Annotated in this window: 21 protein-coding genes; 4 read left to right on the top strand and 17 right to left on the bottom strand. The window is 48.4% G+C overall.

What is annotated here, in order from left to right; genetic code table 11:
* Positions 1–54 precede the first annotated feature (54 nt).
* The 10 genes from fmt to dapF all read right to left on the bottom strand — a co-directional run bounded on the left by fmt (position 55) and on the right by dapF (position 10,156).
* Positions 55–1,032 carry a methionyl-tRNA formyltransferase gene (gene fmt / locus NYR53_RS15125; protein ID WP_261305915.1) on the bottom strand — a complete coding sequence of 326 codons (978 nt, stop codon included), beginning with the start codon at positions 1,030–1,032 and terminating at the stop codon, positions 55–57.
* A complete protein-coding gene (gene def, locus NYR53_RS15120; protein ID WP_047672658.1) occupies positions 1,029–1,511 on the bottom strand; it encodes a peptide deformylase in 483 nt (160 codons plus the stop codon). The genes fmt and def overlap by 4 nt, the downstream gene beginning before the upstream one ends.
* Positions 1,512–1,552: 41 nt before the next feature.
* Complete coding sequence (priA, locus tag NYR53_RS15115) at positions 1,553–4,066, bottom strand: primosomal protein N' (protein WP_261305914.1); 2,514 nt, start codon at positions 4,064–4,066, stop codon at positions 1,553–1,555.
* On the bottom strand, positions 4,066–5,286 hold the full coding sequence (gene coaBC, locus NYR53_RS15110; RefSeq protein WP_261305913.1) for a bifunctional phosphopantothenoylcysteine decarboxylase/phosphopantothenate--cysteine ligase CoaBC: 1,221 nt from the start codon (positions 5,284–5,286) through the stop codon (positions 4,066–4,068). Before coaBC ends, priA begins: the two co-directional genes overlap by 1 nt.
* A gap of 68 nt (positions 5,287–5,354) precedes the next feature.
* On the bottom strand, positions 5,355–5,579 hold the full coding sequence (rpoZ, locus tag NYR53_RS15105; protein WP_261305912.1) for a DNA-directed RNA polymerase subunit omega: 225 nt from the start codon (positions 5,577–5,579) through the stop codon (positions 5,355–5,357).
* The gene (gene gmk, locus NYR53_RS15100; protein ID WP_261305911.1) at positions 5,580–6,218 is read right to left on the bottom strand and encodes a guanylate kinase; all 639 of its coding nucleotides are present in this window, start codon (positions 6,216–6,218) and stop codon (positions 5,580–5,582) included.
* The gene (remA, locus tag NYR53_RS15095; RefSeq protein ID WP_009672664.1) at positions 6,208–6,468 is read right to left on the bottom strand and encodes an extracellular matrix/biofilm regulator RemA; all 261 of its coding nucleotides are present in this window, start codon (positions 6,466–6,468) and stop codon (positions 6,208–6,210) included. The genes gmk and remA overlap by 11 nt, the downstream gene beginning before the upstream one ends.
* A 33-nt stretch (positions 6,469–6,501) precedes the next feature.
* Entirely contained in the window at positions 6,502–7,374 is an 873-nt protein-coding gene (locus tag NYR53_RS15090; RefSeq protein ID WP_367618646.1) for a YicC/YloC family endoribonuclease, read from the bottom strand.
* A 41-nt stretch (positions 7,375–7,415) separates the two neighbouring features.
* The gene (locus NYR53_RS15085; protein ID WP_261305910.1) at positions 7,416–9,290 is read right to left on the bottom strand and encodes a bifunctional homocysteine S-methyltransferase/methylenetetrahydrofolate reductase; all 1,875 of its coding nucleotides are present in this window, start codon (positions 9,288–9,290) and stop codon (positions 7,416–7,418) included.
* A 35-nt stretch (positions 9,291–9,325) separates the two neighbouring features.
* On the bottom strand, positions 9,326–10,156 hold the full coding sequence (dapF, locus tag NYR53_RS15080) for a diaminopimelate epimerase (RefSeq protein ID WP_261305909.1): 831 nt from the start codon (positions 10,154–10,156) through the stop codon (positions 9,326–9,328).
* 342 nt (positions 10,157–10,498) lie between these two features.
* Between dapF and NYR53_RS15075 the strand changes: the two genes are divergently transcribed.
* Both NYR53_RS15075 and NYR53_RS15070 read left to right on the top strand, forming a co-directional pair.
* A complete protein-coding gene (locus NYR53_RS15075) occupies positions 10,499–11,239 on the top strand; it encodes an MBL fold metallo-hydrolase (protein ID WP_261305908.1) in 741 nt (246 codons plus the stop codon).
* Positions 11,240–11,272: 33 nt separating this feature from the next.
* The gene (locus NYR53_RS15070) at positions 11,273–11,860 is read left to right on the top strand and encodes a CGNR zinc finger domain-containing protein (RefSeq protein ID WP_261305907.1); all 588 of its coding nucleotides are present in this window, start codon (positions 11,273–11,275) and stop codon (positions 11,858–11,860) included.
* A gap of 91 nt (positions 11,861–11,951) precedes the next feature.
* Here the strand turns inward: NYR53_RS15070 and NYR53_RS15065 are convergent, their stop codons facing one another.
* On the bottom strand, positions 11,952–14,747 hold the full coding sequence (locus NYR53_RS15065; RefSeq protein ID WP_261305906.1) for a calcium-translocating P-type ATPase, SERCA-type: 2,796 nt from the start codon (positions 14,745–14,747) through the stop codon (positions 11,952–11,954).
* 182 nt (positions 14,748–14,929) lie between these two features.
* On the opposite strand from NYR53_RS15065, the gene NYR53_RS15060 reads away from it, so the two are divergent.
* Entirely contained in the window at positions 14,930–16,690 is a 1,761-nt protein-coding gene (locus NYR53_RS15060; protein ID WP_261305905.1) for an Rqc2 family fibronectin-binding protein, read from the top strand.
* A gap of 61 nt (positions 16,691–16,751) precedes the next feature.
* On the opposite strand, the gene NYR53_RS15055 is transcribed toward NYR53_RS15060, so the two are convergent.
* From NYR53_RS15055 to NYR53_RS15030, 6 genes are all read right to left on the bottom strand, one after another.
* On the bottom strand, positions 16,752–18,074 hold the full coding sequence (locus NYR53_RS15055; protein ID WP_290429010.1) for a UDP-glucose dehydrogenase family protein: 1,323 nt from the start codon (positions 18,072–18,074) through the stop codon (positions 16,752–16,754).
* 42 nt (positions 18,075–18,116) lie between these two features.
* Positions 18,117–18,998: a UTP--glucose-1-phosphate uridylyltransferase GalU gene (galU, locus tag NYR53_RS15050; protein ID WP_261305903.1), complete on the bottom strand. Its 882-nt coding sequence runs from the start codon at positions 18,996–18,998 to the stop codon at positions 18,117–18,119.
* Positions 18,995–19,852 carry a PHP domain-containing protein gene (locus NYR53_RS15045; RefSeq protein ID WP_261305902.1) on the bottom strand — a complete coding sequence of 286 codons (858 nt, stop codon included), beginning with the start codon at positions 19,850–19,852 and terminating at the stop codon, positions 18,995–18,997. The genes galU and NYR53_RS15045 overlap by 4 nt, the downstream gene beginning before the upstream one ends.
* A gap of 74 nt (positions 19,853–19,926) precedes the next feature.
* A complete protein-coding gene (locus NYR53_RS15040) occupies positions 19,927–20,838 on the bottom strand; it encodes a selenium metabolism-associated LysR family transcriptional regulator (protein ID WP_261305901.1) in 912 nt (303 codons plus the stop codon).
* A 112-nt stretch (positions 20,839–20,950) separates the two neighbouring features.
* Positions 20,951–21,388: a hypothetical protein gene (locus NYR53_RS15035; protein WP_029195611.1), complete on the bottom strand. Its 438-nt coding sequence runs from the start codon at positions 21,386–21,388 to the stop codon at positions 20,951–20,953.
* Positions 21,389–21,599: 211 nt separating this feature from the next.
* Positions 21,600–21,863 carry a YlbG family protein gene (locus NYR53_RS15030; RefSeq protein ID WP_261305900.1) on the bottom strand — a complete coding sequence of 88 codons (264 nt, stop codon included), beginning with the start codon at positions 21,861–21,863 and terminating at the stop codon, positions 21,600–21,602.
* 47 nt (positions 21,864–21,910) lie between these two features.
* Between NYR53_RS15030 and NYR53_RS15025 the strand changes: the two genes are divergently transcribed.
* On the top strand, positions 21,911–22,915 hold the full coding sequence (locus NYR53_RS15025; RefSeq protein ID WP_261305899.1) for an asparaginase: 1,005 nt from the start codon (positions 21,911–21,913) through the stop codon (positions 22,913–22,915).

Below are 22,915 nucleotides of genomic sequence, written 5' to 3'. Positions count from 1 at the left end.
GTCCGTTTTGCGGACGAGTTGGTTTTTGCGTTGACAAATCGAATACCTCATTTTTTAGTTACTCTGTCCGAATACCGTACCCGCTGGGATTTGCACCCCTCTTACGAACTCTGACACGGGCATCGCCTTTTTGCCCGAAGGTTGGATCTCGGTCAACCACAGCGTACCTTCACCTGTCATCACTTCAATGCCCTGCTCACTACTGCCGAGTACAGTTCCCGGAACAGGTGCGTCACCGCTGATTTCGGAGAAGTTTCGGCTTCTTGGATCCGAAAAACTTTTCGGATTGGCGCTAGCCCACACTTTCATAACTTCCCCATTCCAGAGCGTATAGGCGCCGGGGAACGGGTTTAAACCGCGTACTTGATTCCAAAGCTCGACAGCAGAACGTGACCAATCGATCAACTCGTCCTCCCTGCGGATATTCGGAGAATAAATGGCTTCTGCCTCATTTTGTGTAACAGCCTGAATACGTCCTGCCAGTAAATCCGGCAATGTACGCTTAAGTAGATCAGCACCGGCTATACTTAGCTTTTCAAATAATGAGCCCGTCGTATCCGTATCTTCGATCGGAAGCTCCACCTTTGAAATCATATCGCCGGTATCAAGACCTACGGCCATGTACATAATCGTAACGCCAGTTACGGCTTCACCGCGAATCACAGCATGATGAATCGGCGCCCCGCCTCGATATTTGGGCAGCAGCGAAGCATGGATGTTAATACACCCATACTGGGGCAGATCCAAAACAGCTTTGGGCAAAATCTGTCCGTAAGCGGCTGTCACAATCAAATCCGGTTTCAATTGTCTCAAAAGCTCAACCGAATCCGCTTGACGCAATTTCTCCGGCTGAAGCACCGGAATCCCGTGCTTTTCTGCTTCCACCTTCACCGGAGGCGGCGTCAGAACGCGCTTGCGCCCTTTCGGCCGATCCGGTTGCGTGACAACTGTCGTTACGTTATAGCCTTCCTCCAAGAGCAGACGCAAGGAGGGTACTGCAAAATCCGGCGTGCCCATGAAAATAATGTTCACTCGGAATCTTCCTCTTCTTCAGCCGTATACGTTTTGGTCGCAAGATCCGTAAAGAGAACACCGTTCAAGTGATCAATTTCATGGAAAATGCAGCGAGCCAGCAAATCCGTACCCGTCACTTCAATCGGATTTCCATCACGATCTTGACCTTTGGCCGTAACATGGAGCGGTCGAAGCACATCGCCGCGAAGTCCGGGAATGCTTAAGCAGCCTTCCGGCCCCAGTTGTTCACCACTGGAAGTGACAACCTCAGGATTTACCATTTCAATTAATCCACCGTGTTCTTCTCCGCAATCCATAACAATAACACGTTTAAGAATACCGATTTGCGGGGCAGCAAGACCCACGCCCTCCGCTTCATACATCGTATCTGCCATATCATCGAGCAGTTTATGCAGATTGGAATTAAATTTCGTAACCGTGATGGCTTTCTCACGCAGCACCGGATCTGGATCTTTAACAATAATACGAATAGCCATAATGTGCACCTACCTTTGAAGTCTTCTCTATTTGGGGTTCATTACATCAAATATTGCGGGTCTACATCCACGCTAATCAGCAGCTTTTCTTTCGCTGAGCGCTCTTCAAACCAAGCCACTGCTTTAGCCACGATCTCTGCAGCCTGATCTTCCCCACGATATTTTACCACGCATTGGAATCGATATCTATCTTTGATTCGTGAAATCGGCGATGCAACAGGTCCTAACACGTCCATTTGAAAAGATTGATCCGTGGACAACGTGTTCGTAAACAGATCCACCTGCTGAGCCTGATACGTAAAAGCAATCTCTTTCAATCTCGTTACAAAAGCCTCCGCAGAACGCACCAGAAGTGGGACCTGCTCATGCGAGAAGGTGACCAGAATCAACCGCTGATAAGGCGGATAGCCTAAATTTGCGCGTATATCAAGTTCGTGGTTCGCAAAAGCGATATAATCGTGCTGGCTTGCATACTGCACACTATAATGTTCAGGTGTGTAGGTCTGGACGAACACTTCCCCTTGCTTTTCATGACGACCCGCCCGGCCAGCAACCTGTGTTAACAACTGAAAAGTCCGCTCCGCTGAACGGAAATCCGGCAGATTAAGCACCGTATCCGCTGCGATAACCCCCACTAGGGTCACGTCGGGAAAATCCAGCCCTTTGGCTACCATCTGCGTGCCAAGCAGCACATCCGCCTGCTTCTCGCGAAACATCGTCAGCCATTTTTCATGCGAGCCTTTCTCCGTCGTGGTATCGACATCCATGCGGATGACCCGAATCCCGGGAAAAATCTTACTAAGCTCCTCTTCCACACGCTGTGTTCCTGTTCCAAAATGACGAATATGCTCCGACTGACAGCTAGGACACTGCGTAACCTCGCGCTCCGCATAGCCGCAATAATGACAGCGCAGCATGCGCGAGCTTTGATGATAGGTAAGTGAAATATCACAATGCGGACATTGCGAGACGAAGCCGCATGTACGGCACATCACGAACGTTGCATACCCACGCCGATTCAGCAGTAAAACAATCTGTTCTTTCTTTTGTAACCGATCTTCGATCGCTTTATACAAGGAACGGCTAAACATAGAACGATTGCCGTTTTTCAGCTCCTCACGCATATCGACAATAGCAACTGGGGGCATCGGCCTACTGGCCACGCGTTCCCGCATCGTCAGCAACCGAAAAGGAGGTTTCTCCCTGTCACGGCGTCGCCTTGTCTTCTCGATACTTTCCAGAGAGGGAGTTGCGGAACCAAGTACAACGACAGCGTTTTGCTGCTTTGCTCTTTGAACCGCCACATCACGGGTGTGATATTTGGGGCTCTCCTCCTGCTTATAGGAAGATTCGTGCTCTTCATCAATAATAATAAGGCCAATTCTCGTAAAAGGAGCAAAAATCGCCGAACGAGCGCCGATCACAACCTTCACTTGCTTGCGCATAATTTTGCGCCATTCGTCGTACCGTTCGCCATTCGATAACCGACTGTGCAGGACGGCGACCAAATCGCCGAACCTCCCTTTAAATCGTTCTACCATCTGTGGTGTCAGCGAAATTTCGGGAACAAGTACAATCGCTTCTTTATCCATATCCAAGCACTGCTGAATGGATTGTAAATACACTTCGGTTTTACCGCTACCCGTTACCCCATGCAGCAGAAATACCTCATTCCGTTCCTCCGCTACAGCATCCCGAATTTCCGCGAAGACACGGCTCTGTTCTTCCGTTAAGGGAAGCGGCTTCGTCCGCGTGAAAGCACGACCCGCATAGGGGTCGCGCATCACTTCGACCTCGCGCAGCTCAATCCACCCGCGGTCCGCCAAGCTTTTGACCGTACTAGCGCCGACCTCCACCGTTTCCATCAGCTCCGTAAGCCGAATCGCGTGCGGATGCTCCATTAAATAGCGCAGCACATCCTGCTGTTTATTAGCCCTGGCTGGAAGTTCGGCCAAAGCCTCTTCCAGTCCGCTCCCTCCGGCTGGAGGGAAAACGGTCAACGCCTTCTTGGTGTTCATGCGGTCTTTGACCACTTGTACTTCCGTTAGGATACCTGCGCTCAGCAGTTGTTTAATGAGGGCGCCGTCACTTGCAAAACGCTCCATCAAAGCATCCATCGAGACGGAACCTTTGGACTTCACGAAGCTAACAATCTCTTGCAGATCAGACATGTCCAGCAGCGAATGCTCACCAGACTCCTCGCCGACCCCAATCGCTCGTTCATATTTCGCTTTAAGCGCAGCGGGCAGCATCGCCTGGAGCGCCGTAACTTCGTGGCACAAGTACATGCGGCTGACCCATCTCCCCAGACTCACAAGTTCCTCCGTAAGTGGAGGAACCAAGTCTAGGACGTTCTGGATCGGCTTGATCCGAGCCGAATCCACCTGCGTTTCCTCGTGGAGTTCGACAACAAAGCCTTGCAGCACCCGAGGGCCGAAAGGTACGCCAACGCGACTGCCCACTTCGACCCATTTGCTTAAGGATGCGGGTACTTCATAGTCGAATGCCCGATTTGTTTGTTTCGCTGGGACATCGACAATGACTTTGGCGTACATCAGGATTCCCCCGCTGCGGTATGCATACGATCCGCTGCAAGCTCAAGCAGTCTACGTGCCACATCTTTCTTACTCTGTATAGGCAGGGCCTCTACGAGCCCATTACGATCATAAAACCGCACCACATTCGTATCTCCGCTAAAGCCCGCACCTTCCTGTGACACATCATTACCAACGATGAGATCACAGTTTTTGCGGTTCAGCTTGTCCATCGCATGCTCATCCAAACGCTCCGTCTCCGCAGCAAATCCGATGACGAACTGATGCTTTTTGAGCACACCGATTTCCTGTAAAATATCCGGATTTTTAATCAGCTCCAGCGTTAGCGAGTCCGACTTCTTTTTGATCTTTTGTTCGGAAACAACCGCTGGGCGATAATCGGCAACCGCAGCGGCCTTGACAATGAGATTACTTTCATCTAAACGCGCTAGCACGGCATCTCTCATATCCAAAGCTGACTGAACTTTAATAAGCTGGACGCCCTCAGGCGCGCATAACGCGGATGGCCCTGATATCAATGACACCTTGGCTCCCATACGTGCCGCTTCTTCAGCGATCGCGTAGCCCATTTTGCCGGAAGAGTCATTCGTAATGTAACGTACCGGATCAATGCGTTCAACGGTGCCTCCGGCAGTCACAAGGACATGTTGTCCTTCTAAGCGTCTAACCTCGCCCTTAAAGTGCCGCTCAATCGCAGCAAGAATCTCCTCAGGTTCAGCAAGCCGTCCTTTCCCAACGTAACCGCAGGCTAACTGCCCTTCTCCCGGTTCGATAAAACGCACGCCACGGCTCAAAAGCGTCTGCATGTTATGCTGTACCGCCGGATTCGCATACATATGCACGTTCATCGCAGGTGCTACCCAGATCGGCGCCATGGTTGCAAGCAGCGTAGTGCTTAGCATATCATCGCCAAGACCAAGCGCCAGCTTGCCAATCATATTCGCCGTCGCAGGCGCAACAAGCACGAGGTCAGCGCTGTCCGCTAAGTTGATATGGGACACAACCGAAGGATCTTTCTCGTCAAAGGTATCCACGAAAACATGATGACGAGACAGCGTTTGAAACGTTAATGGCGCTACGAATTCAACAGCTGATTTGGTCATAATTACACGTACAATTGCACCAGCTTGTGTCAATTTACTCGTTAACGCAGCAGCTTTATAAGCGGCAATGCCTCCGCACACGCCGAGTACAATCGTTTTGCCATGCAGTACACTCATGGGTATCCCCTTTCTACGTACAATTTGAGAAAAAAATAACAACCACTAGGGTTGTTGGGTAAACCAATTTATTTCTGGTATTTCTCTGTCTCTGTCGTCTCAATTTTCTCGTAACCGATATAGTTGCCGTAAAGTTCTTCTAACGCAAGACCAACATGTTTGTGTGCCTTTTGGCCTTTCAAATTTGATTTAGCGCCGTCACGCAAAGATCTTGCTCTTTTGGAAGCAGCTACAACTAGTGAATACTTGCTATCCACGATATCAAGCAGTTTATCAATTGAAGGGTATAGCATTCAATTCACCTCATCCATCCATTGTACGATTTTGGGATACATCCGATCTTTTTTGCAATGTTCTGCTAAGAGAATCGCTTGTATTTTGGAACAAGCCGTTTCTACATGGTCATTTACAATCGCATAGTCATAGTGCTCCATCAAGCGAATTTCGTCTATAGCTACCGACATGCGGCTGCGAATGACTTCATCCGTTTCCGTACCACGCGTTACAATGCGATTCTCAAGCTCATCTAGAGAAGGCGGCAGCAAGAAAATGAAAACACCTTCGGAAAACTTTTGTTTGACTTGCAGAGCACCCTGCACTTCGATTTCCAAGATGACATCCTGACCGGAGCGCAGCGTTTCCTCAACAAAACGTCTCGGAGTGCCGTAGAAGTTACCTACATATTCGGCCCATTCCAGCACTTCATCCGTTTCGATCATCTGTTGAAATTGTTCCCGAGTTTTGAAGAAATAGTTCACTCCGTCCACTTCCCCTTGTCTAGGAGAACGGGTTGTCGCTGATACCGAGTACACGATATCCGGTGAACAGTTGCGCAGCGCGGCGCAAACGGTCCCCTTGCCGACACCGGAAGGACCCGATAAAACAATCAGAATGCCTCTCTCACGCTCAAGGGTATTCGTATTACTCGTCATGATCATCGTCCTTGTTGGAAAGTCTATGCGCTACCGTCTCTGGTTGTACTGCCGACAATATCACATGGTCGCTGTCAGTGATAATAACGGCACGGGTTCTTCTACCATATGTAGCGTCAATCAGCATGTGACGATCACGCGCTTCTTGAATGATCCTCTTGATCGGAGCCGATTCCGGACTTACGATCGAGATAATGCGGTTCGCCGATACGATGTTGCCGAACCCGATATTAATTAATTTGATAGCCATTACGACTTCCTCCTCGCGAAGCTCCATGCCGCTTCACTCGATATTCTGTATTTGTTCGCGCATCTTCTCAAGCTCTGCTTTCATCGTAATCACTCTAGCCGTAGGCTCCGAGTGATTGGACTTGGATCCGATCGTGTTCACTTCTCGATTCATTTCTTGAATTAAGAAATCCAACTTTCGTCCAACAGGCTCTTTCTCTGTAAGCAATTGATCACATTGCTCAAAATGACTTTTCAGTCGAGTTAATTCCTCATCCACATTCGAACGATCTGCGAATATCGCAATTTCTGTCGCTAGGCGCTGCTCATCCACAGGGGTTTGCTCCTGAAGAAGTGACTGAATTCTGTTCGTCATCTTAGCCGCATAGTCTTGAACCACCTGAGGTGCTAAAGCTACCAATTCGACATGGATTCGCTTCAGTTCCGCCAAGCGCTCACGAATATCTTGCTCCAGAAACGCTCCTTCCCGCAGCCGCATGTCGGATAATCTGGCAACGGCCTCCTGCAAGCAGGCGCATAGTTCCTGTTCAATCTCTTCATCAGGTTCCTGACGCGACTCCCTCATCTGAATGAGATCCGGAAGTTTCAATAAATCTTTGAGCTCGACCTGCTCGGCATACCCATAGCGCTCCTTCAACTGCTCCGCGGCCTGCAAATAAGCATCCGCTAAAGCAAAGTTAACCGTTACGCTCTTCGGAGCAGCCGTTTCACGTTCCGCCGTGACGAAGACGTCTACCCGTCCTCTCTTCACAGCTTGCAGCACCGTTTTCTTCAAAGCGTCTTCAAAAGCCGCCCATTCCTTCGGCAATCGAATCGACACTTCACTATACCTATGATTGACCGATTTCACATCGATAAACACGTTGTATCCCGCAAAAGAACGATTCGCTTGTCCGAATCCGGTCATACTGCAAATCATCCTAATCACATCCATTACCCTATTTTAATTCATTTTGAAAGTGGGTACAAGTGGAAATCATGCCGATTCGACTTTTCCCATACATATTTCGTCAGGTCTACGCACATCTCATAAGCCAGAAAAGGGGTCATCAGATAGATGCCATTAAAGAAAGGCATGGCTGCATCCAGAAGCTCTTTGGCAATCTCAACGCCCATTTCCCGGCCTTCTGGACCCTTAAGTCCATTCATGCGTTCCCTCACTTCATCGGACAACCGAATACCTGGAACTTCATTGTGCAGATATTCTGCGTTCCCTCCGCTAGCTAGCGGAGCAATACCTATGAAAATCGGTATATTTAAATGTTTCGTCGCTTCATAAATTTGTTCAATCAGCTTGGCGTCGTAGACGGGCTGCGTCATGATGTAATCGGCGCCAGCTTCAATCTTGCGTTCCAAGCGCTGAACCGCTTTGTCCAAATGTTTCACATTCGGATTAAAAGCAGCCCCTACAACGAAATTGGCCTTCTGCTTAAGCGGCTTACCTGAGAAGGCAATGCCTTCGTTAAGCTGCTTAATCATCCGAATAATCTCGAATGAGGTCAAATCGTAAACAGAGCTGGACCCGGGGAGATCGCCGAATTTGGCGGGATCGCCGGTCACGGCCAGCACGTGGTCGATGCCCAGCGCGTGAAGACCCATCAGATGGGACTGCGTCCCAATCATGTTGCGGTCGCGGCACGCGATATGGATCAGCGGACGCGCGCTTAAGCGTTCCTGCACGAGGTAGCCGAGTGCCAGGTTGCTCATGCGCGTCACGGCCAGTGAATTGTCGGCCATCGTAATGGCGTCGACATGCGCATCCTGCAGGGCTTTCGACCCCTGCATAAATTTCTCGATGTCGAGATCCCGCGGGGGATCCAGCTCGACAATGACGGTTTTGCGCTGCTTCACGATTTCGAGCAGCGAAGGTTTGCCGGCCGGCGGCGCAGGCTTCGCCGGGGCGGGCTCGCTCACGCGCACGGCTCGCGCGGAGGCCATCGTACCAGGCGCAGCCGGGACGTAGCCTTGCAGCGCCTGGGCGACGGCGGCGATATGCTCCGGCGTGGTGCCGCAGCAGCCGCCGATGATGCGTGCGCCGAGATCGGCGAAGCGCAGCGCGCAATCGGCGAAGTACTGAGGCGTCGCCGCATAGGTGTAGTGCCCGTCGACGTAGTCAGGCAGCCCCGCGTTCGGGAACGCAGAGAACGGGATGCCGGCGATCGGAGTCAGCTTCTCCATCGAACGGAGAATCCCGTTCGGGCCGACGCGGCAGTTGAAGCCGATGACGTCAGCCCCGTCGTCGCGCAACCTGTGGAACGCTTCTTGCAGCAGAACGCCGTCCTGGGTGCTGCCAGTGCCTTCATTAGCGAACTGACAAATGACAGGCAGCTCACTCATGCTGCGAATGATACGCAGCGCGAGCTGCAGCTCTTCCAAATCATAGAAGGTCTCAAGCAAGAGCCCGTCCACAGGAGAATCCAGCAAGATGCCAATCTGCTCGCGAAGTGATTCCTCAACATCCGCCGTACGAACGTTTTTGCGCTTTCCCGCACGAATAGATCCGATAGCCCCAACGACATACGCTTCGTCGCCAACCGCTTTTCTGGCTAGCTCAACACCTGCGCGGTTAATCGCTTCAACGTCGCCTTCAAGCCCGTACTTGGATAATTTTTCGCGATTAGCCGAGAATGTATTCGTTTCAATAAGACGCGCACCTGCCTCAAAATAACGGCGGTGCACGTCAGCAACCGTTTCCGGTCTAAGTAAATTCAATTCTTCATAAGAAATGCCGACAGGAAATCCCATCTGATATAAATAAGTCCCCATAGCGCCGTCACCGACCAAAATGTCACGCTGCAGCGCCGTACGAAGATCCAATTTCATGATAAATTCCCCACCTACCAAAAAATGTGATTGACTTAAACCTTGCCCGTGAACACTTCTTCCGCAGGTCCGGTCATATAAACATGGTTGTCTTCTTCATTCCATTCGATAAACAACTCTCCGCCTTTGAGCGATACTGTTGCTTCACGGTCCGTTAAACCGTTTAATACGGAGGATACAAGCGTTGCACAAGCGCCAGTTCCGCAAGCAAGTGTAGGACCTGCTCCTCTTTCCCAAACACGCATATCCGTATAAGCGCGATTTTTTACCGTAACGAATTCGACATTTATTTTACGCGGGAACATCGGGTGCACTTCTAGCTTCGGCCCCCATGCAGCAAGATCGAAATTCACAGCATCCTCGACATAAATGACACAGTGCGGGTTCCCCATCGAAACAGCTGTAAAACGAAACTCTTTCCCGTCAACTTCAATCGGGTAATCAATAACTTTAGCTTCATCGACCGTAGTTGGAACTTGAAGTCCGTTCAGGATCGGTTGACCCATATCTACGCGAACAGTCCGAACTTTGCCATCTTGTACGTTTAATTGCACCTTTTGTACACCTGCGCCAAGTGTTTCAACGGTAATCTCCGTTTTATCAATTAGCTTATGATCGTATACATATTTAGAAACGCAGCGGATGGCATTGCCGCATTGCTCGGCTTCAGATCCGTCGGAGTTGATAATGCGCATTTTGAAATCAGCATTGTCAGAAGGAAGAATATAGACGATGCCGTCGGCACCAATACTAAAGAAACGATTGCACAGCTGGATCGCACGCTGATCTGCATCAGCAGGAATTTCTTTCTCACCAGCTACTACGATAAAGTCGTTGCCTAGACCATGCATTTTTGTAAAATTCATTGTATATAGCACTCCCAGTATGCGGTTTAGCCATTATCATAGCGTAAAACCGTCCAAATGCATAGTCCTTTCCCCTATTCAGAGCGATTCTCTCGCTTATTCACCATTTCATGAGCCAAGGGGAGAGCACCAATAGATTCCTAATATAAGAATAAGTTTAATCGAGGAACGACATCGATTATTACTTCATACCTAAATATTTTAATTCCTTCACTATAACCCTTCAAAATTATATTTACAGGTTATAAAATCAGCTCTATAATATAAATTATAACCTGATAAACGCTTTTTAAAGGTTATATAGAAGGGGATGCCCCTACAAACCGAGAGGAATGATCATTCATGATAATTCAGAAGCTTCCATGGGCCGGCATACGTGTGCAAGGAGAAACAACAAATGTGGTGATCGACCCTCTTTTCCATTTTCCAAGTAAATTCAACCTGCCACATGAAACTTTCTATCCACTTCATGAATTCGGTCCTGTCGATGCCGTCTTGATCACGCACCATCACGGTGACCATTTCGACCCTGAGGCCATATCCGCTTTCTACGGCGACGATATTCCCGTCTACTTCCCTAAAGAATCAGCAAAGCTTGCGAGAGAAACCTCTCTAAACAACATACATGAAGCAGCTTTAGGCGAATCGTTCTCGATCGGTGATCTTACAATAATTGCAACCTATTCGGTTGACGGCATTGGAGATCCACAAGTCGCCTGGATTGTAGAAAGCAGCGAAAAAAAACTCATTCACTGCGGGGATACTTTATGGCACGGTTATTGGTGGAAAATAGCGAAAACTTACGGCCCCTTCGATGCGGCTTGTCTTCCCGTGAATGCAGCTGTGTTGGAGCTTCCAGGAATGACACCTAGCGGGCAACCGATTACCCTATCTCCCGAGCAAGCGGTATCAGCGGCAACAGTTCTTGGCGCATCCACATTAGTGCCTATCCATTACACAGCTATCCATCACCCGCCTCTCTATACAGAAACTCCTAACATACTTGTCCGCTTGCAGGCAGCAAACGCTGATAATAAACTGAATTTAGCTATTCTAGCTTCAAAAGAAACTCTCTCTCTATAGCCAGACTTACTCTCAATTTGGAGCTGAATTTGTATGGATACATCGTTATTTGTCTTAGGCGGAGCCACTTGGATCAACTTACTGAACACAGTGGTCATACACAATAAACAACCGACCGATCTTCTGGCTGACCCTGTAATTACAATGTCATGGCTTGAGGAGAATGGCTTGTTGCTACCTGGCATGCATTCTCCCTCAGACCCAGCAAATGATGTCCGAATACGAAGCCGGCTTGTCATTTTACGAGAGATTTTCACGCATGTCCTAAACGATTTAAAGCGCCAGGGGACCCTCTCAGCTTCCATATATGATGAGATAAAGAAATGCACGGAAGCCCTGGATATTAAACTGACAACGAGCTTCAAGGGCGCTAAGCTTGTATTGATGTACGAAGGTAAAACCCCTTTGGATCAAATTGCTTATACAATTATCCATTCAGCATTCGATATGTTAAGCAACATCTCGCCGGACAGAATCCGAAAATGCGAGCATAAGGATTGCATCCTTCATTTCGTTGATGTCTCCAAAAGCGGGCGAAGGCGCTGGTGCAGCATGGAACAATGCGGCAATCGTCATAAAGCGGCGCAGTTCTACGAAAAGAAAAAAACGAAGAAAACCTAATTCGAGGAGGGAATTACAATGCTTCCGGAGGGGGCGCACAGCAAAAAGCCGCCTCACGGCAGCTTTCTTGCACTTCATAGTCAATTCATATTCATCTAAAGCTCGGTTTGGAAGAATTGTACGAAACAGAACGCGGTGCATTTTTGTTGCGTTTTGGCGATAACACACTGCCCAGTCCCATTAAGAAGGTCGGAATGCCAGCGGCGACCAGGACCAAAATCCAATCCTTCCAACCAAGCGGAACGGTTTTGAAGATAGGTTGAAGAGCTTCCACATACATAACAGCCAGCATCAAGATGAGCGAGGAAAGCACAGCGAGAACAAGGTACCGATTTTGAAAAGGATTCCGGTGGAAAATAGAGCGTGAACTCCGGCAATCAAACACGTGAATGAGTTGAGCCATGACCAAAGTGGCAAATGCGACGCTTTGCGCTTTCAGTAAGGTATCGGCATCAGATGGGTTAACTCGTAATACGAGCCAGAAAGCACCCAAGGTGCAAACGCCGATCAGAATACCTCTAGAAATGATTTTCCAACCTAATCGTCTTGCGAAAATATTTTCTTTCGACGAGCGCGGTTTGTGCTGCATCAGATCCTTCTCCGCTTGATCCACACCTAGCGCCATAGCGGGAAGACCGTCGGTGACAAGATTCACCCATAGAATTTGAATCGGTACAAGCGGCAAAGGCAGACCGGCCATCATCGCAATGAACATCGTCATAATTTCGCCCACATTAGAGGCAAGCAGATACCGGATGAATTTACGAATATTTTCATAAATACCGCGTCCTTCTTCAATCGCCGCAACGATCGTGGAGAAGTTATCATCGCTTAGAATTAAAGAGGAAGCTTCCTTGGATACGTCCGTCCCTGTAATCCCCATCGCGATACCGATATCCGCAGCTTTGATCGCTGGCGCATCGTTCACGCCATCCCCCGTCATAGCGACGACATGTCCTTTGCGCTGCAAAGCTTTGACGATACGCAGTTTATGCTCTGGTGATACTCTCGCATACACGTAGGTATCATTCACTTTAGCATCCAGTTCATCGTCCGAGAGACTCGAAATCTGCTGACCACTCATGCTGACTCCATTTGCTGGAATCATACCAAGCTGCTTAGCGATCGCCTCAGCTGTTGTCTGATGGTCACCTGTAATCATGATCGTTTTGATACCTGCTTTACGGCACTTCGAGATCGATTCACGCACTTCTTTGCGCGGTGGATCAATCATGCCGGTCAATCCGACAAAGATCAGATTATTTTCTACATCTTCATAATCCTCGTAGCGGTCACTGCTCTTAAGTTCTCTGTAAGCAATCCCCAACACCCGCAGAGCGGATTTGGCCATGCCTTCGTTGGCAGAAATCACTTTCTGTTTCAGCGTTGACGTGAACGGAATCACCTTTCCATCCCATAGGATGTAGCTGCAATGTTGAATGAGAACATCAGGAGCCCCCTTCGTGCAAGCCATCCGACCCTGCTCAGAAGTCACAAGTACAGACATCCGTTTACGCTCAGAGTCAAAAGGAAATTCAGCGATACGCTTATATTTCTCGCTTAGCGACTCCTGGGTTATACCACTCTTCGCACTAAGGACAACTAATGCACCTTCGGTTGGGTCCCCTTTAATATTCCAAACAGAGACAACGCCGTCTTTGCCATCCTTACCCTTCTTCCGTTTCAACTCCTGCTTTTCCTCATACAAAGTAGCATTATTACATAGCGCAGACACATGAAGCAGCTTACTAAGTGATGGGTTCCTAAGAACATCGGTGCTTTGTCCACTTAATTGGATATCCCCAACCGGCGTATACCCGTCCCCCGTCACTTCCAACACGTCACCGCCCACCCATAAGTGGGTCACCGTCATTTTATTCTGAGTCAGGGTTCCTGTTTTATCTGAGCAGATGACCGAGGCACAACCTAAGGTTTCTACAGAAGGCAATTTCCTTACAATGGCTTTACGCTTAATCATACGCTGTACGCCAAGCGCAAGCGCAATGGTTACTATAGCCGGAAGTCCTTCCGGAATAGCGGCGACGGCTAAGCTGACACCAGCCAGGAACATCGCATAAGGTGGTTGTCCATGCATAATACCTGCGATAACAACAAGAACTGTCAATGCAATCGCGACAATGATTAGAATCTTCCCAAGCTGTTCCAAGCGATGCTGCAGCGGTGTTTCCATAGATTCTGTATTTTGAATCAAATCAGCGATTTTCCCCATCTCTGTGCTCATCCCAACACGAACAACAACGGCTTTGGCTGTTCCACGCGCGACCATCGTACCCATGAAGCCTAGATTTCGCTGATCACCAAGTGGTACTTCATCGTTAGAAATAGGAGATGTTGTTTTACCGACGGCTACGGACTCACCTGTTAGAGCTGACTCCTCGATATATACGCCATTCGTTTCCAGAAAGCGCACATCTGCCGGCACCCGGTCCCCACTTTCGAGCAAAATAATATCGCCTGGTACCAAATCACGAGCCGGTATTTGATGAACTGCGCCTTCTCTCCATACGTTTGCGTTAGGGGCTGACAGTTCTTTAAGTGCACGTAATGATCGTTCTGCCCGAAATTCCTGTGTAAAGCCAAGAATGCCATTCATCACAATAATAACAATAATGGTAATGGCATCTAAATATTCACCCAACAAGCCGGAAATCAAGGTCGCCCCCAATAAGACCAGCACCATGAAATCTTTGAATTGATTCAAAAGCAGTGTAATCGGAGAAACACGCTTCCCTTCGGAAAGCTCGTTTCGCCCAACTTCCGCCTGTCGCTTCCAAGCTTCCTCCCAGGGCAATCCTTGCTGCATGCTCACCTGCTGTGACTGCAGGACTTCTTCCGATGTCAACTGGTACCACTTATTCTGACTCATCTGCCCTTCTCCCTCCCACTTCCACATAATCTCGTCGTTAACTCATAAGTAAATGTATTCAGACAAGCAGGAAAATATCCCTGAAATCATCTTTCTTGCCGACTAACGCTTAAGTTTTTGTGAAAAGTATGGCATCATAGAGGTTAGCAAAGTTTTCATCCTAGAATGGAGTTGTATGTATCATGGCTTTAGACGGACTAGTCCTTCATGCAATTGTTCACGAACTGCAAGCGTGTGTAGGAGGCCGAATCAATAAAATTCACCAGCCCACCGAAAATGACGTTATTATGCACATCCGAGCACAAGGGCAAAATTTGAAACTTCTTCTTTCAGCAAATCCTACCTATCCGAGGGTCCAAATCACCGAGCAGTCCTCTTTAAATCCAATGGATGCTCCTATGTTCTGCATGCTGCTTCGCAAGCACTGTGAGAGCGGCGTTATTGAAGCTGTGGAACAAATCGGCATGGAGCGGGTCATCCGTATGCAAATTCGTCATCGCGATGAATTAGGAGATATGAGCACCAAACAAATTATTGTAGAAATCATGGGCCGACACAGCAATATTATTCTTCTGGATCCGGCAACAGAAACGATTCTAGACGGCATTCATCATGTAACGCCTGCCATTAGTTCTTATCGGATTGTTATGCCGGGAAGCAGGTATGTCACGCCGCCTGAGCAGGATAAGCAAAATCCACTAGAGGCCGATGCCTCCTCGTTCCTGCAAGCTATTCATCAAGATTCCGGTGAAGAAGAGTCCAAGGAAAAACCTGAACAAAAATTAGTCGCAGCATTCAGTGGGCTAAGCCCTTTGATCGCCAAAGAAATCGTATACCGCAGTCGTCAAGACGGGAATAACGAACAAGAAGATGACCCAGCGGCCTTGTGGACAGCTTTCGATGGTGTGATGTCGGCTGTACGGCAGCATCGCTACGAACCCGTCATTGTAGAGCAAGAAGGTACCGGTAAATTGTTCTTTGCCATGACACCTTTAACACACATAACCGGCATTTCCACGTCCTATGCGACTCCGAGTGATTGTTTGGAGCATTTTTATGGAGATAAAGCGGAAAGAGATACGGTCAAACAACGTGTGGCCGATTTGCTCCGTTTTTTGCATAATGAAGCAAATAAAAATGTTAAAAAGTTGGAAAAACTTCAAGAAACCGTTGATGACTCCAAAGATGCCGACAAATATCGAATTCTCGGCGAGCTGTTGACGGCCTCCCTTCATCTGATCAAGAGAGGGGATCGTGAGGTCGAGATCATCAACTACTATGATGAGGACCAGGCTTTGATAAAAATAAAGCTGGATCCGCTATTGAACCCCTCTGAAAATGCTCAGCGATATTTTAAAAAATACACAAAAATGAAAAACAGCACCGCGATTGTCGAGGAACAAATTGCACAAACCCATCAAGAGATTACGTACTTAAACTCCTTGCTGCAGCAGCTCAGTGTCGCTTCTTTAACCGATATCGAAGAGATCCGCGATGAGCTTATGGAGCAAGGTTATGTACGTGACCGCAATAAAAAACAGCGTAAAAAGAAAAAGAAAGATAAGCCGGCGTTGGCCTGCTACCTTTCCAGTGAAGGAGTCCCCATCTATGTTGGTAAAAATAATACGCAGAACGAATATTTAACGAATCGGCTTGCCTCTTCGATGGATACATGGCTGCATACAAAGGATATTCCTGGCTCCCATGTCGTTATTCGCAGCGATAGCTTCTCAGAGACTACCTTGCTGGAGGCAGCTCAATTGGCCGCTTATTTCAGTCAAGCCAAACATTCCAGTCAAGTCCCTGTCGACTATACAGCCATTAAACATGTCCACAAGCCTAATGGGTCAAAGCCCGGATTTGTTATCTATGTGAATCAGAAGACGCTTTTCGTTACGCCGGATGAGAACATGATTAAACAAATGAACGTCACAATAAAATAAAACTCTCTTTGAAGAATAAAGAACCTAGCGACTTAACCCGCTAGGTTCTTTATTTCATGTTTTATGAAATAACCATGTCCAACAAGGCTGTTTTTCTGCCAATCGATACATAGGTAAACCCTAGTCTGCTCATCTCCTCCGGATCAAACATATTCCGTCCATCCACGATGAGGGGTTGCTTCACAAGGCTTCTAACCAGACGCCAGTTCAAGCGGCGAATATCTTCCCACTCCGTCGTGATAACCACAGCATCAGCCTCATGGAGGGCAAGATAAGGATCGGAGCACAGGTTCACTTCCGGAAGGAGCCGAGCGGCATGCCCTGTAGATACAGGGTCATAGGCATTAACTATGGCGCCCCGTCCTTTAAGTGCGGCAATAATATCGAGCGCAGGTGCATCACGCAAATCGTCTGTATTTGGCTTAAAAGCCAAACCTAAAACAGCTATTCGCTTCCCGTTCAACTGGCCGACTGCACGTTCAATTTTATGTACAAAGCGTTCTCGCTGCAGGTGATTCACTTCTATCACGGAACGTAATATTTTGAAGTCATAATCAACATTCTGAGCAAGCTTAAGCTGCGCTTTCGTATCTTTGGGGAAGCAGGAGCCCCCGTATCCAATACCCGCGTTCAGAAAATGAGGACCAATGCGGCGATCCAGCCCCATGCCTTTGGCCACAAGGCCAACATTAGCACCCACTTTCTCACACACTTGAGCCATTTCGTTAATGAATGAAATTTTGGCTGCCAGAAAGGCATTCGAGGCGTATTTGATAAGCTCAGCGCTTTCGCGGTCAGTCAAAAGCAGCTCTGTTCGTATAGAAGCATGCAGGGCAGCAATTCGAGCCCCTGCTTCCGGGTGATCCGAACCAATGACGATACGATCCGGATGAAAGGTATCCTCTATCGCAGAGCCTTCTCTAAGAAATTCAGGGTTAGATACGACATGCATATCTAAATGAGGAGCAGCTAACGACTTCAGCTGTTCTTCTACCCAGCGACCGGTCCCAACCGGTACGGTGCTTTTCATCACGATGATCTTGGAAGTTGTGGAATAGGCGGCAATACTTGCAATGACACTGTTAACTTGGGTCATATCCACATCGCCATTGTCTTCTGTTGGTGTTCCAACCGCAATGAAGATGATATCGGATAAGACTATGGCGTCACTGATTAGCGAAGTAAACGATAGGCGGTGGGCTAGAAGATTGGACGAGACTAGCTCCTTCAGCCCCGGTTCATAGATTGGCATATCCCCTTGCTGCAAGCGAGCTATTTTACCTTCGTCACGATCAGCGCAAATCACCTGATGCCCCATCTCCGCGAAGCAAGTACCCGATACCAGTCCGACATATCCCGTTCCAATAACCGCAATTCGCTGCACCTGTACCATTCCATCCAACCTCCCAAGTTCAATCGCGTTTCTCTATTTTACTTCCAACTGACGAATCAGAGATAATAGATAGGCTTTTACTTGGTCCTGTAAATCCGGACGCTGCAAGGCAAGCTCGATGGTCGCTTCAATGTATCCCATCTTATCGCCAACGTCATAGCGCTTAGCTTGCATTAGATAGGCAGCCATTTGCTGCTGCCTGTTGAGTACACGCAAAGCGTCGGTCAATTGAATTTCACCGCCGCGGCCAGGCTCTTGCCTCTCCAAGATGCCGAAAATTTCCGGCATGATGATATATCGGCCAATAACAGCTAAATTCGAAGGTGCCTGATCACGGTCCGGCTTCTCAACCAGATCTTCGATCAACTGGTACTTGTCCAGGCTGCTTGCCGGGGAGACGATACCATACTTACTTACATCTTCCCATGGCACTTCTTGCACAGCAATGACCGACGTTTTGGATTGTTCATAAATGTCCATCATTTGCTTAAGTCCCGGCGGCGAGGATTGGAGAATATCATCGCCAAGCAGAACCGCGAATGGTTCATCCCCAATAAATTTGCGGGCGCATAGAATCGCGTGACCAAGTCCGAGAGGTTGCTTTTGGCGAATGTAGTGAACATCGGCCAGATTCGATACCGATTGCACAATTTCAAGAAGCTGCGTACTGCCTTTTTCCTCCAGCATCATCTCTAGTTCAACCGATTTGTCGAAGTGATCTTCAATGGCACGTTTATTGCGTCCAGTGACAATAATAATATCTTCAATGCCAGATTCAATTGCTTCTTCTACGATATATTGAATAGCAGGTTTATCAACGATAGGCAGCATCTCTTTGGGCTGCGCCTTAGTAGCTGGCAGGAATCGAGTTCCCAGACCTGCTGCAGGGATAATAGCTTTGCGAATTTTCTTCATGTACGCCGCTCCTTCTCTGATTTGAGGCTTTGTAAAACATCAATTCCGATTCGCCTCGAACCGATAGGTGCGTGGAATACGACACCGCCTCGTTCACCATGGAAATCGGAACCAGCCGTTATGAGAAGTCCGGAGCGTCGTGCAAGACTGAGATATTTCGCCTCATCTTCAGGCGTATGATCGGAGTGGTAGACTTCTATACCATCCAAGCCTTGCTGGACAATTGTCTCTACAAGGGCATCGTCATGGTATATACCTGGGTGTGCGAGGACAGCCTTCCCTCCCGCTTCTCGGATCCACTCAATCGCCGTAGCTGGCTCAATTCTTGGTGGATTGGCATAAGCGGCAGCACCAGATCCTAGATACCTGTCAAAAGCCTCGCTAATCGAGCTCACGTAGCCTTTGTGTAGCAGTACCGCGGCGATGTGAGGCCTTCCAACTGTGTCGCCTTTACGCTTAATATTCTCTACTTCCCGCAGCACTTCCGCCATCGTAATGTCTAGCCCAAGCTGCTGCAAGCGCTCAATAATCATGTTATTGCGGGTATCTCTCGTGTCTCGCAAAGATGCCAGTCTCTGAAGAAATTGCTCATTATGAATGTCAATATAATAACCCAAGACGTGGATATCCTGACCATTAGCAACTGTGGAAATTTCAACGCCTGGCACAACCTCAATACCGAGCTCACGACCCGCTAAGAGCGCCTCTGCGACACCTGAGACCGTATCGTGGTCAGTTATCGCCAATGCGCCTAGTCCAGCATCAAAAGCCATTTGAACGTTTGCCGCAGGGCGCTGAGTCCCATCTGATGCTGTCGTATGTGTATGTAAATCCGCTTCGATTCTTGCAGACATTTTCTTTCCCCTCCTTCATCGTAAATGACAACTATGAACACATCATTAAGCGAACTGTAGACTTATGTAAAATATTAAAGGAAGCGGCTCAAATCCTCTTGCCGCAAGAACGTCATGAAGCTTACTGCCGAAATTGGCAGCAGCGTAGAGTTCAAGTAAATAGCATAGAAGCTGCGTTCGAAGGTAATGTTCTCGATCTGCTTCACTTTAAATAGGCCTAGCGTCACTTCATGCTTGACGGAAGACTGGGAGAGAATGGATATACCCAAACCCGCTTCAACTGCAGATTTAATAGCACCTGTGCTGCCAAGCTCCATGACAATCTTCATGGAAGAGCAATCCATGTTGCAGCGCGCAAACTCTTCTTCCATCACTCTTCTCGTCCCGGATCCTTGCTCCCGAAGAACAAACGGATATTTCAGCAGCTCCTCCAGTGTGACAACCTCCAGATCGGCTAGCGGATGGTCCGCAGGCACGATGAGCTTAAGCTCATCACTAAGAATCGCTTCGGTATGGACATCCGGATGATGAATAGGCGCTTCGACAAGTCCGAAATTGAGCTGATGGCCCAGGACCTCGTCTAAAATCTGAGTCGTGTTCATCACTTTCATCGATACGGAGATGTTCGGATAGTCTTTGCTGAAGGGTCCAAGAAGACGAGGTAAAATGTATTCCCCCATCGTCAAGCTGGCGCCCAACTGCAGCCGTCCTTCAATCATCTTCGTAAATTTGGACATAGCAACATCGGTCTCACGGATAAGCTCAATGCTGTTTTTAGCAAAAGGCAGCAGAGCTCGTCCCGCTTCGGACAGCTCGATCTTTTTGGTGCTGCGGTGAAATAGCTTGACGCCGAAATAATCTTCCAGGGATTGCACCTGCATGGTCACCGCAGGCTGTGTCATATGCAGGGCTCCCGCCGCATGAGAGAAGCTGCCTTTCTCCGCCACGGTAAAGAAGATATGTAGCTGATGAAAATTAAGTGCCATGTAAACCCGCCTCTCTTTGTTTCCATTATATGAAATCGCAAGCACACAGTCCATTAAGACGCAAAAAAGAGCATGCCTTCATCGACACACTCCAGTTAAGCAACCTATTCGGTTATCGACGCTTGCGACTGTTCTTGATCAGTGTCATGCGACGCGAGTGTCTAAGCCAAGAATAATAAGACTTCAAATCACGAAGCTCCATCGTTTCCGACATTTTCCCAAGGAAAGTAACTATAATCATTTTGTGAAGCGGATTGCCCACGAGATCAGTCTCATGCTCCAAATGGGAAAACTCGGCAACAACAACTAAGTCATCATCAATGAGATAAACGTCTTCTTCATTACGATAATAAGGGACGATGCTATCATTTTTAAGCTTTTCCCACAGAAAAGCGCAAATTTCCTCGAGTGAATTGTTTTCGCTAGAAACACGATCACTCCATCTCAGCTTCGCATGATTCGTGATCACGACGTCCGCCACTTTCTTGTCACCCAGCTGTACGAAGAATGGTTCATAAGTACTCCATCTCCCCATCACCTTGTCTTTCATGATCACAACCCCTTTCCTACTAAAATGAGACCGTGTACCTATTCCCTATCTGCATGTAAGTTATATTTTACTTGATTATAACTTTTTTTCCCATGAAAGAATATATAAAATTATTAATAAATATTTGTGAGATCATGAAAAAATGCTTATTTTCTAAAAATTCAAAAAATAAAAAAAGCTTCTTACGAAGCTTTCGTTTTGCACTGCAGCCTCAAAGGGTGTAAAATCTAGTTTTGTCCGGCACATCACTACTGTATTCGGTTTTAATTTCGTTACGGTAAGACTTCTCTACCTTTTTGACGTAAGGGAGCTTCAAAAGGTTCCGTGTTGTCTCCTCTACTTTGCTGGCATGTATATAAAGAACGGCATAATTCATTTTCTTGGATATGTAATGAAGGGAACCGAACCGTTCCAAGTTTCTCGCGGCTTTGATATCGTTTACCCAAATGATTAATCCGCAACGCTCGATCATCATGATTGCAACCTCTTTTCAATAATCCTAGTATGGAGTGAACCCGCTACATGAAGCCTTCTGACACCATTGTCCGCATATTCCGTGGAAGCATAACAGAAAGTATTCACCGCGTCCACCTCGCGGTCGTTAACGCTGGGGGGACGCTGCTGCATCAAGCAGGCGACCCGCAGCTGCTCACCTTCGCCCGTTCGACGGCGAAGCTCATTCAAGCCTTGCCGGTGATTGAATCCGGCGCGGCTGATCATTTCGGCCTCACCGATGCCGAAATCGCCTTATGCTGCGCTTCCCACAACGGGGAAGCAGAGCACGTGAGCACGGCCCAGGGGATCCTGGGCAAGCTCGGTTACCATCATGAGCACCTGCAATGCGGTGCACATGAACCTTACCACGCGCCGACCGCACAGGCGATGCGCGAGCGAGGCGAATCCCCGAGCACCTTGCACAACAATTGCTCGGGCAAACATTCGGGTATGCTTGCGCTTAGCGCACACCTAGGTGCATCGCCGGATACGTACATGAGCATCCAGCATCCGGTTCAGCAGATTATGCTGGGTGCCGTAAGCGCTATGACCGACGTGCCGAAGCCGCAGATGCAGCTCGGGATTGACGGTTGCGGGGTGCCCGTATTCGGCATGAGGATTGACCAACTGGCACTTGCTTTCGCCAGATTGGGCCGCCCTGACGAATTACCGCAAGCACGTGCAAACGCTTGCCAAAGAATTGTCGCCGCGGTGCGAAAATATCCTCAATTCCTCGCGGGAAGCGACCGCTTCGATACGCGATTAATCGAGGTAACGGGTGGCCGTATCATCGGCAAGATGGGAGCAGAAGGCATCTTCGCCATCACGATTCCTGAGCAGGGCTTAGGCTTCGTACTGAAGATCGAAGACGGTCATGTTCGGGCCTTATATCCCGCTGTCGTCGAAGCTTTGAAGCAGCTAAGCTTGCTTTCGGAATCCGAAGTAAGCGAACTTGCATCCTATCATACCCCTACTATTCATAACTGGCAGGGAACCGAGGTCGGCATCATCCGCCCCGATTTCCAGCTTTAG

This window comes from Paenibacillus andongensis (assembly GCF_025369935.1).
Lineage (GTDB): Bacteria > Bacillota > Bacilli > Paenibacillales > NBRC-103111 > Paenibacillus_E > Paenibacillus_E andongensis.
Note: the sequence above shows the minus strand (reverse complement) of the source record. Positions and strands in the feature narration are given on the sequence as shown.

Excerpts from the sequence above, each read along its gene's own strand:
- NYR53_RS15065 (WP_261305906.1), bottom strand. The coding sequence starts at position 14,747 with ATGAGTCAGAATAAGTGGTACCAGTTGACATCGGAAGAAGTCCTGCAG.
- coaBC (WP_261305913.1), bottom strand. The coding sequence starts at position 5,286 with ATGAGTGTACTGCATGGCAAAACGATTGTACTCGGCGTGTGCGGAGGC.
- NYR53_RS15075 (WP_261305908.1), top strand. The coding sequence starts at position 10,499 with ATGATAATTCAGAAGCTTCCATGGGCCGGCATACGTGTGCAAGGAGAA.
- gmk (WP_261305911.1), bottom strand. The coding sequence starts at position 6,218 with ATGACGAGTAATACGAATACCCTTGAGCGTGAGAGAGGCATTCTGATT.
- NYR53_RS15045 (WP_261305902.1), bottom strand. The coding sequence starts at position 19,852 with ATGTCTGCAAGAATCGAAGCGGATTTACATACACATACGACAGCATCA.
- NYR53_RS15085 (WP_261305910.1), bottom strand. The coding sequence starts at position 9,290 with ATGAAATTGGATCTTCGTACGGCGCTGCAGCGTGACATTTTGGTCGGT.
- NYR53_RS15040 (WP_261305901.1), bottom strand. The coding sequence starts at position 20,838 with ATGGCACTTAATTTTCATCAGCTACATATCTTCTTTACCGTGGCGGAG.
- def (WP_047672658.1), bottom strand. The coding sequence starts at position 1,511 with ATGGCTATTCGTATTATTGTTAAAGATCCAGATCCGGTGCTGCGTGAG.
- galU (WP_261305903.1), bottom strand. The coding sequence starts at position 18,998 with ATGAAGAAAATTCGCAAAGCTATTATCCCTGCAGCAGGTCTGGGAACT.
- NYR53_RS15090 (WP_367618646.1), bottom strand. The coding sequence starts at position 7,374 with ATGACCGGATTCGGACAAGCGAATCGTTCTTTTGCGGGATACAACGTG.
- NYR53_RS15030 (WP_261305900.1), bottom strand. The coding sequence starts at position 21,863 with ATGATGATCGAGCGTTGCGGATTAATCATTTGGGTAAACGATATCAAA.
- NYR53_RS15070 (WP_261305907.1), top strand. The coding sequence starts at position 11,273 with ATGGATACATCGTTATTTGTCTTAGGCGGAGCCACTTGGATCAACTTA.
- priA (WP_261305914.1), bottom strand. The coding sequence starts at position 4,066 with ATGTACGCCAAAGTCATTGTCGATGTCCCAGCGAAACAAACAAATCGG.
- NYR53_RS15035 (WP_029195611.1), bottom strand. The coding sequence starts at position 21,388 with ATGAAAGACAAGGTGATGGGGAGATGGAGTACTTATGAACCATTCTTC.
- remA (WP_009672664.1), bottom strand. The coding sequence starts at position 6,468 with ATGGCTATCAAATTAATTAATATCGGGTTCGGCAACATCGTATCGGCG.
- NYR53_RS15060 (WP_261305905.1), top strand. The coding sequence starts at position 14,930 with ATGGCTTTAGACGGACTAGTCCTTCATGCAATTGTTCACGAACTGCAA.
- NYR53_RS15025 (WP_261305899.1), top strand. The coding sequence starts at position 21,911 with ATGAAGCCTTCTGACACCATTGTCCGCATATTCCGTGGAAGCATAACA.
- dapF (WP_261305909.1), bottom strand. The coding sequence starts at position 10,156 with ATGAATTTTACAAAAATGCATGGTCTAGGCAACGACTTTATCGTAGTA.
- rpoZ (WP_261305912.1), bottom strand. The coding sequence starts at position 5,579 with ATGCTATACCCTTCAATTGATAAACTGCTTGATATCGTGGATAGCAAG.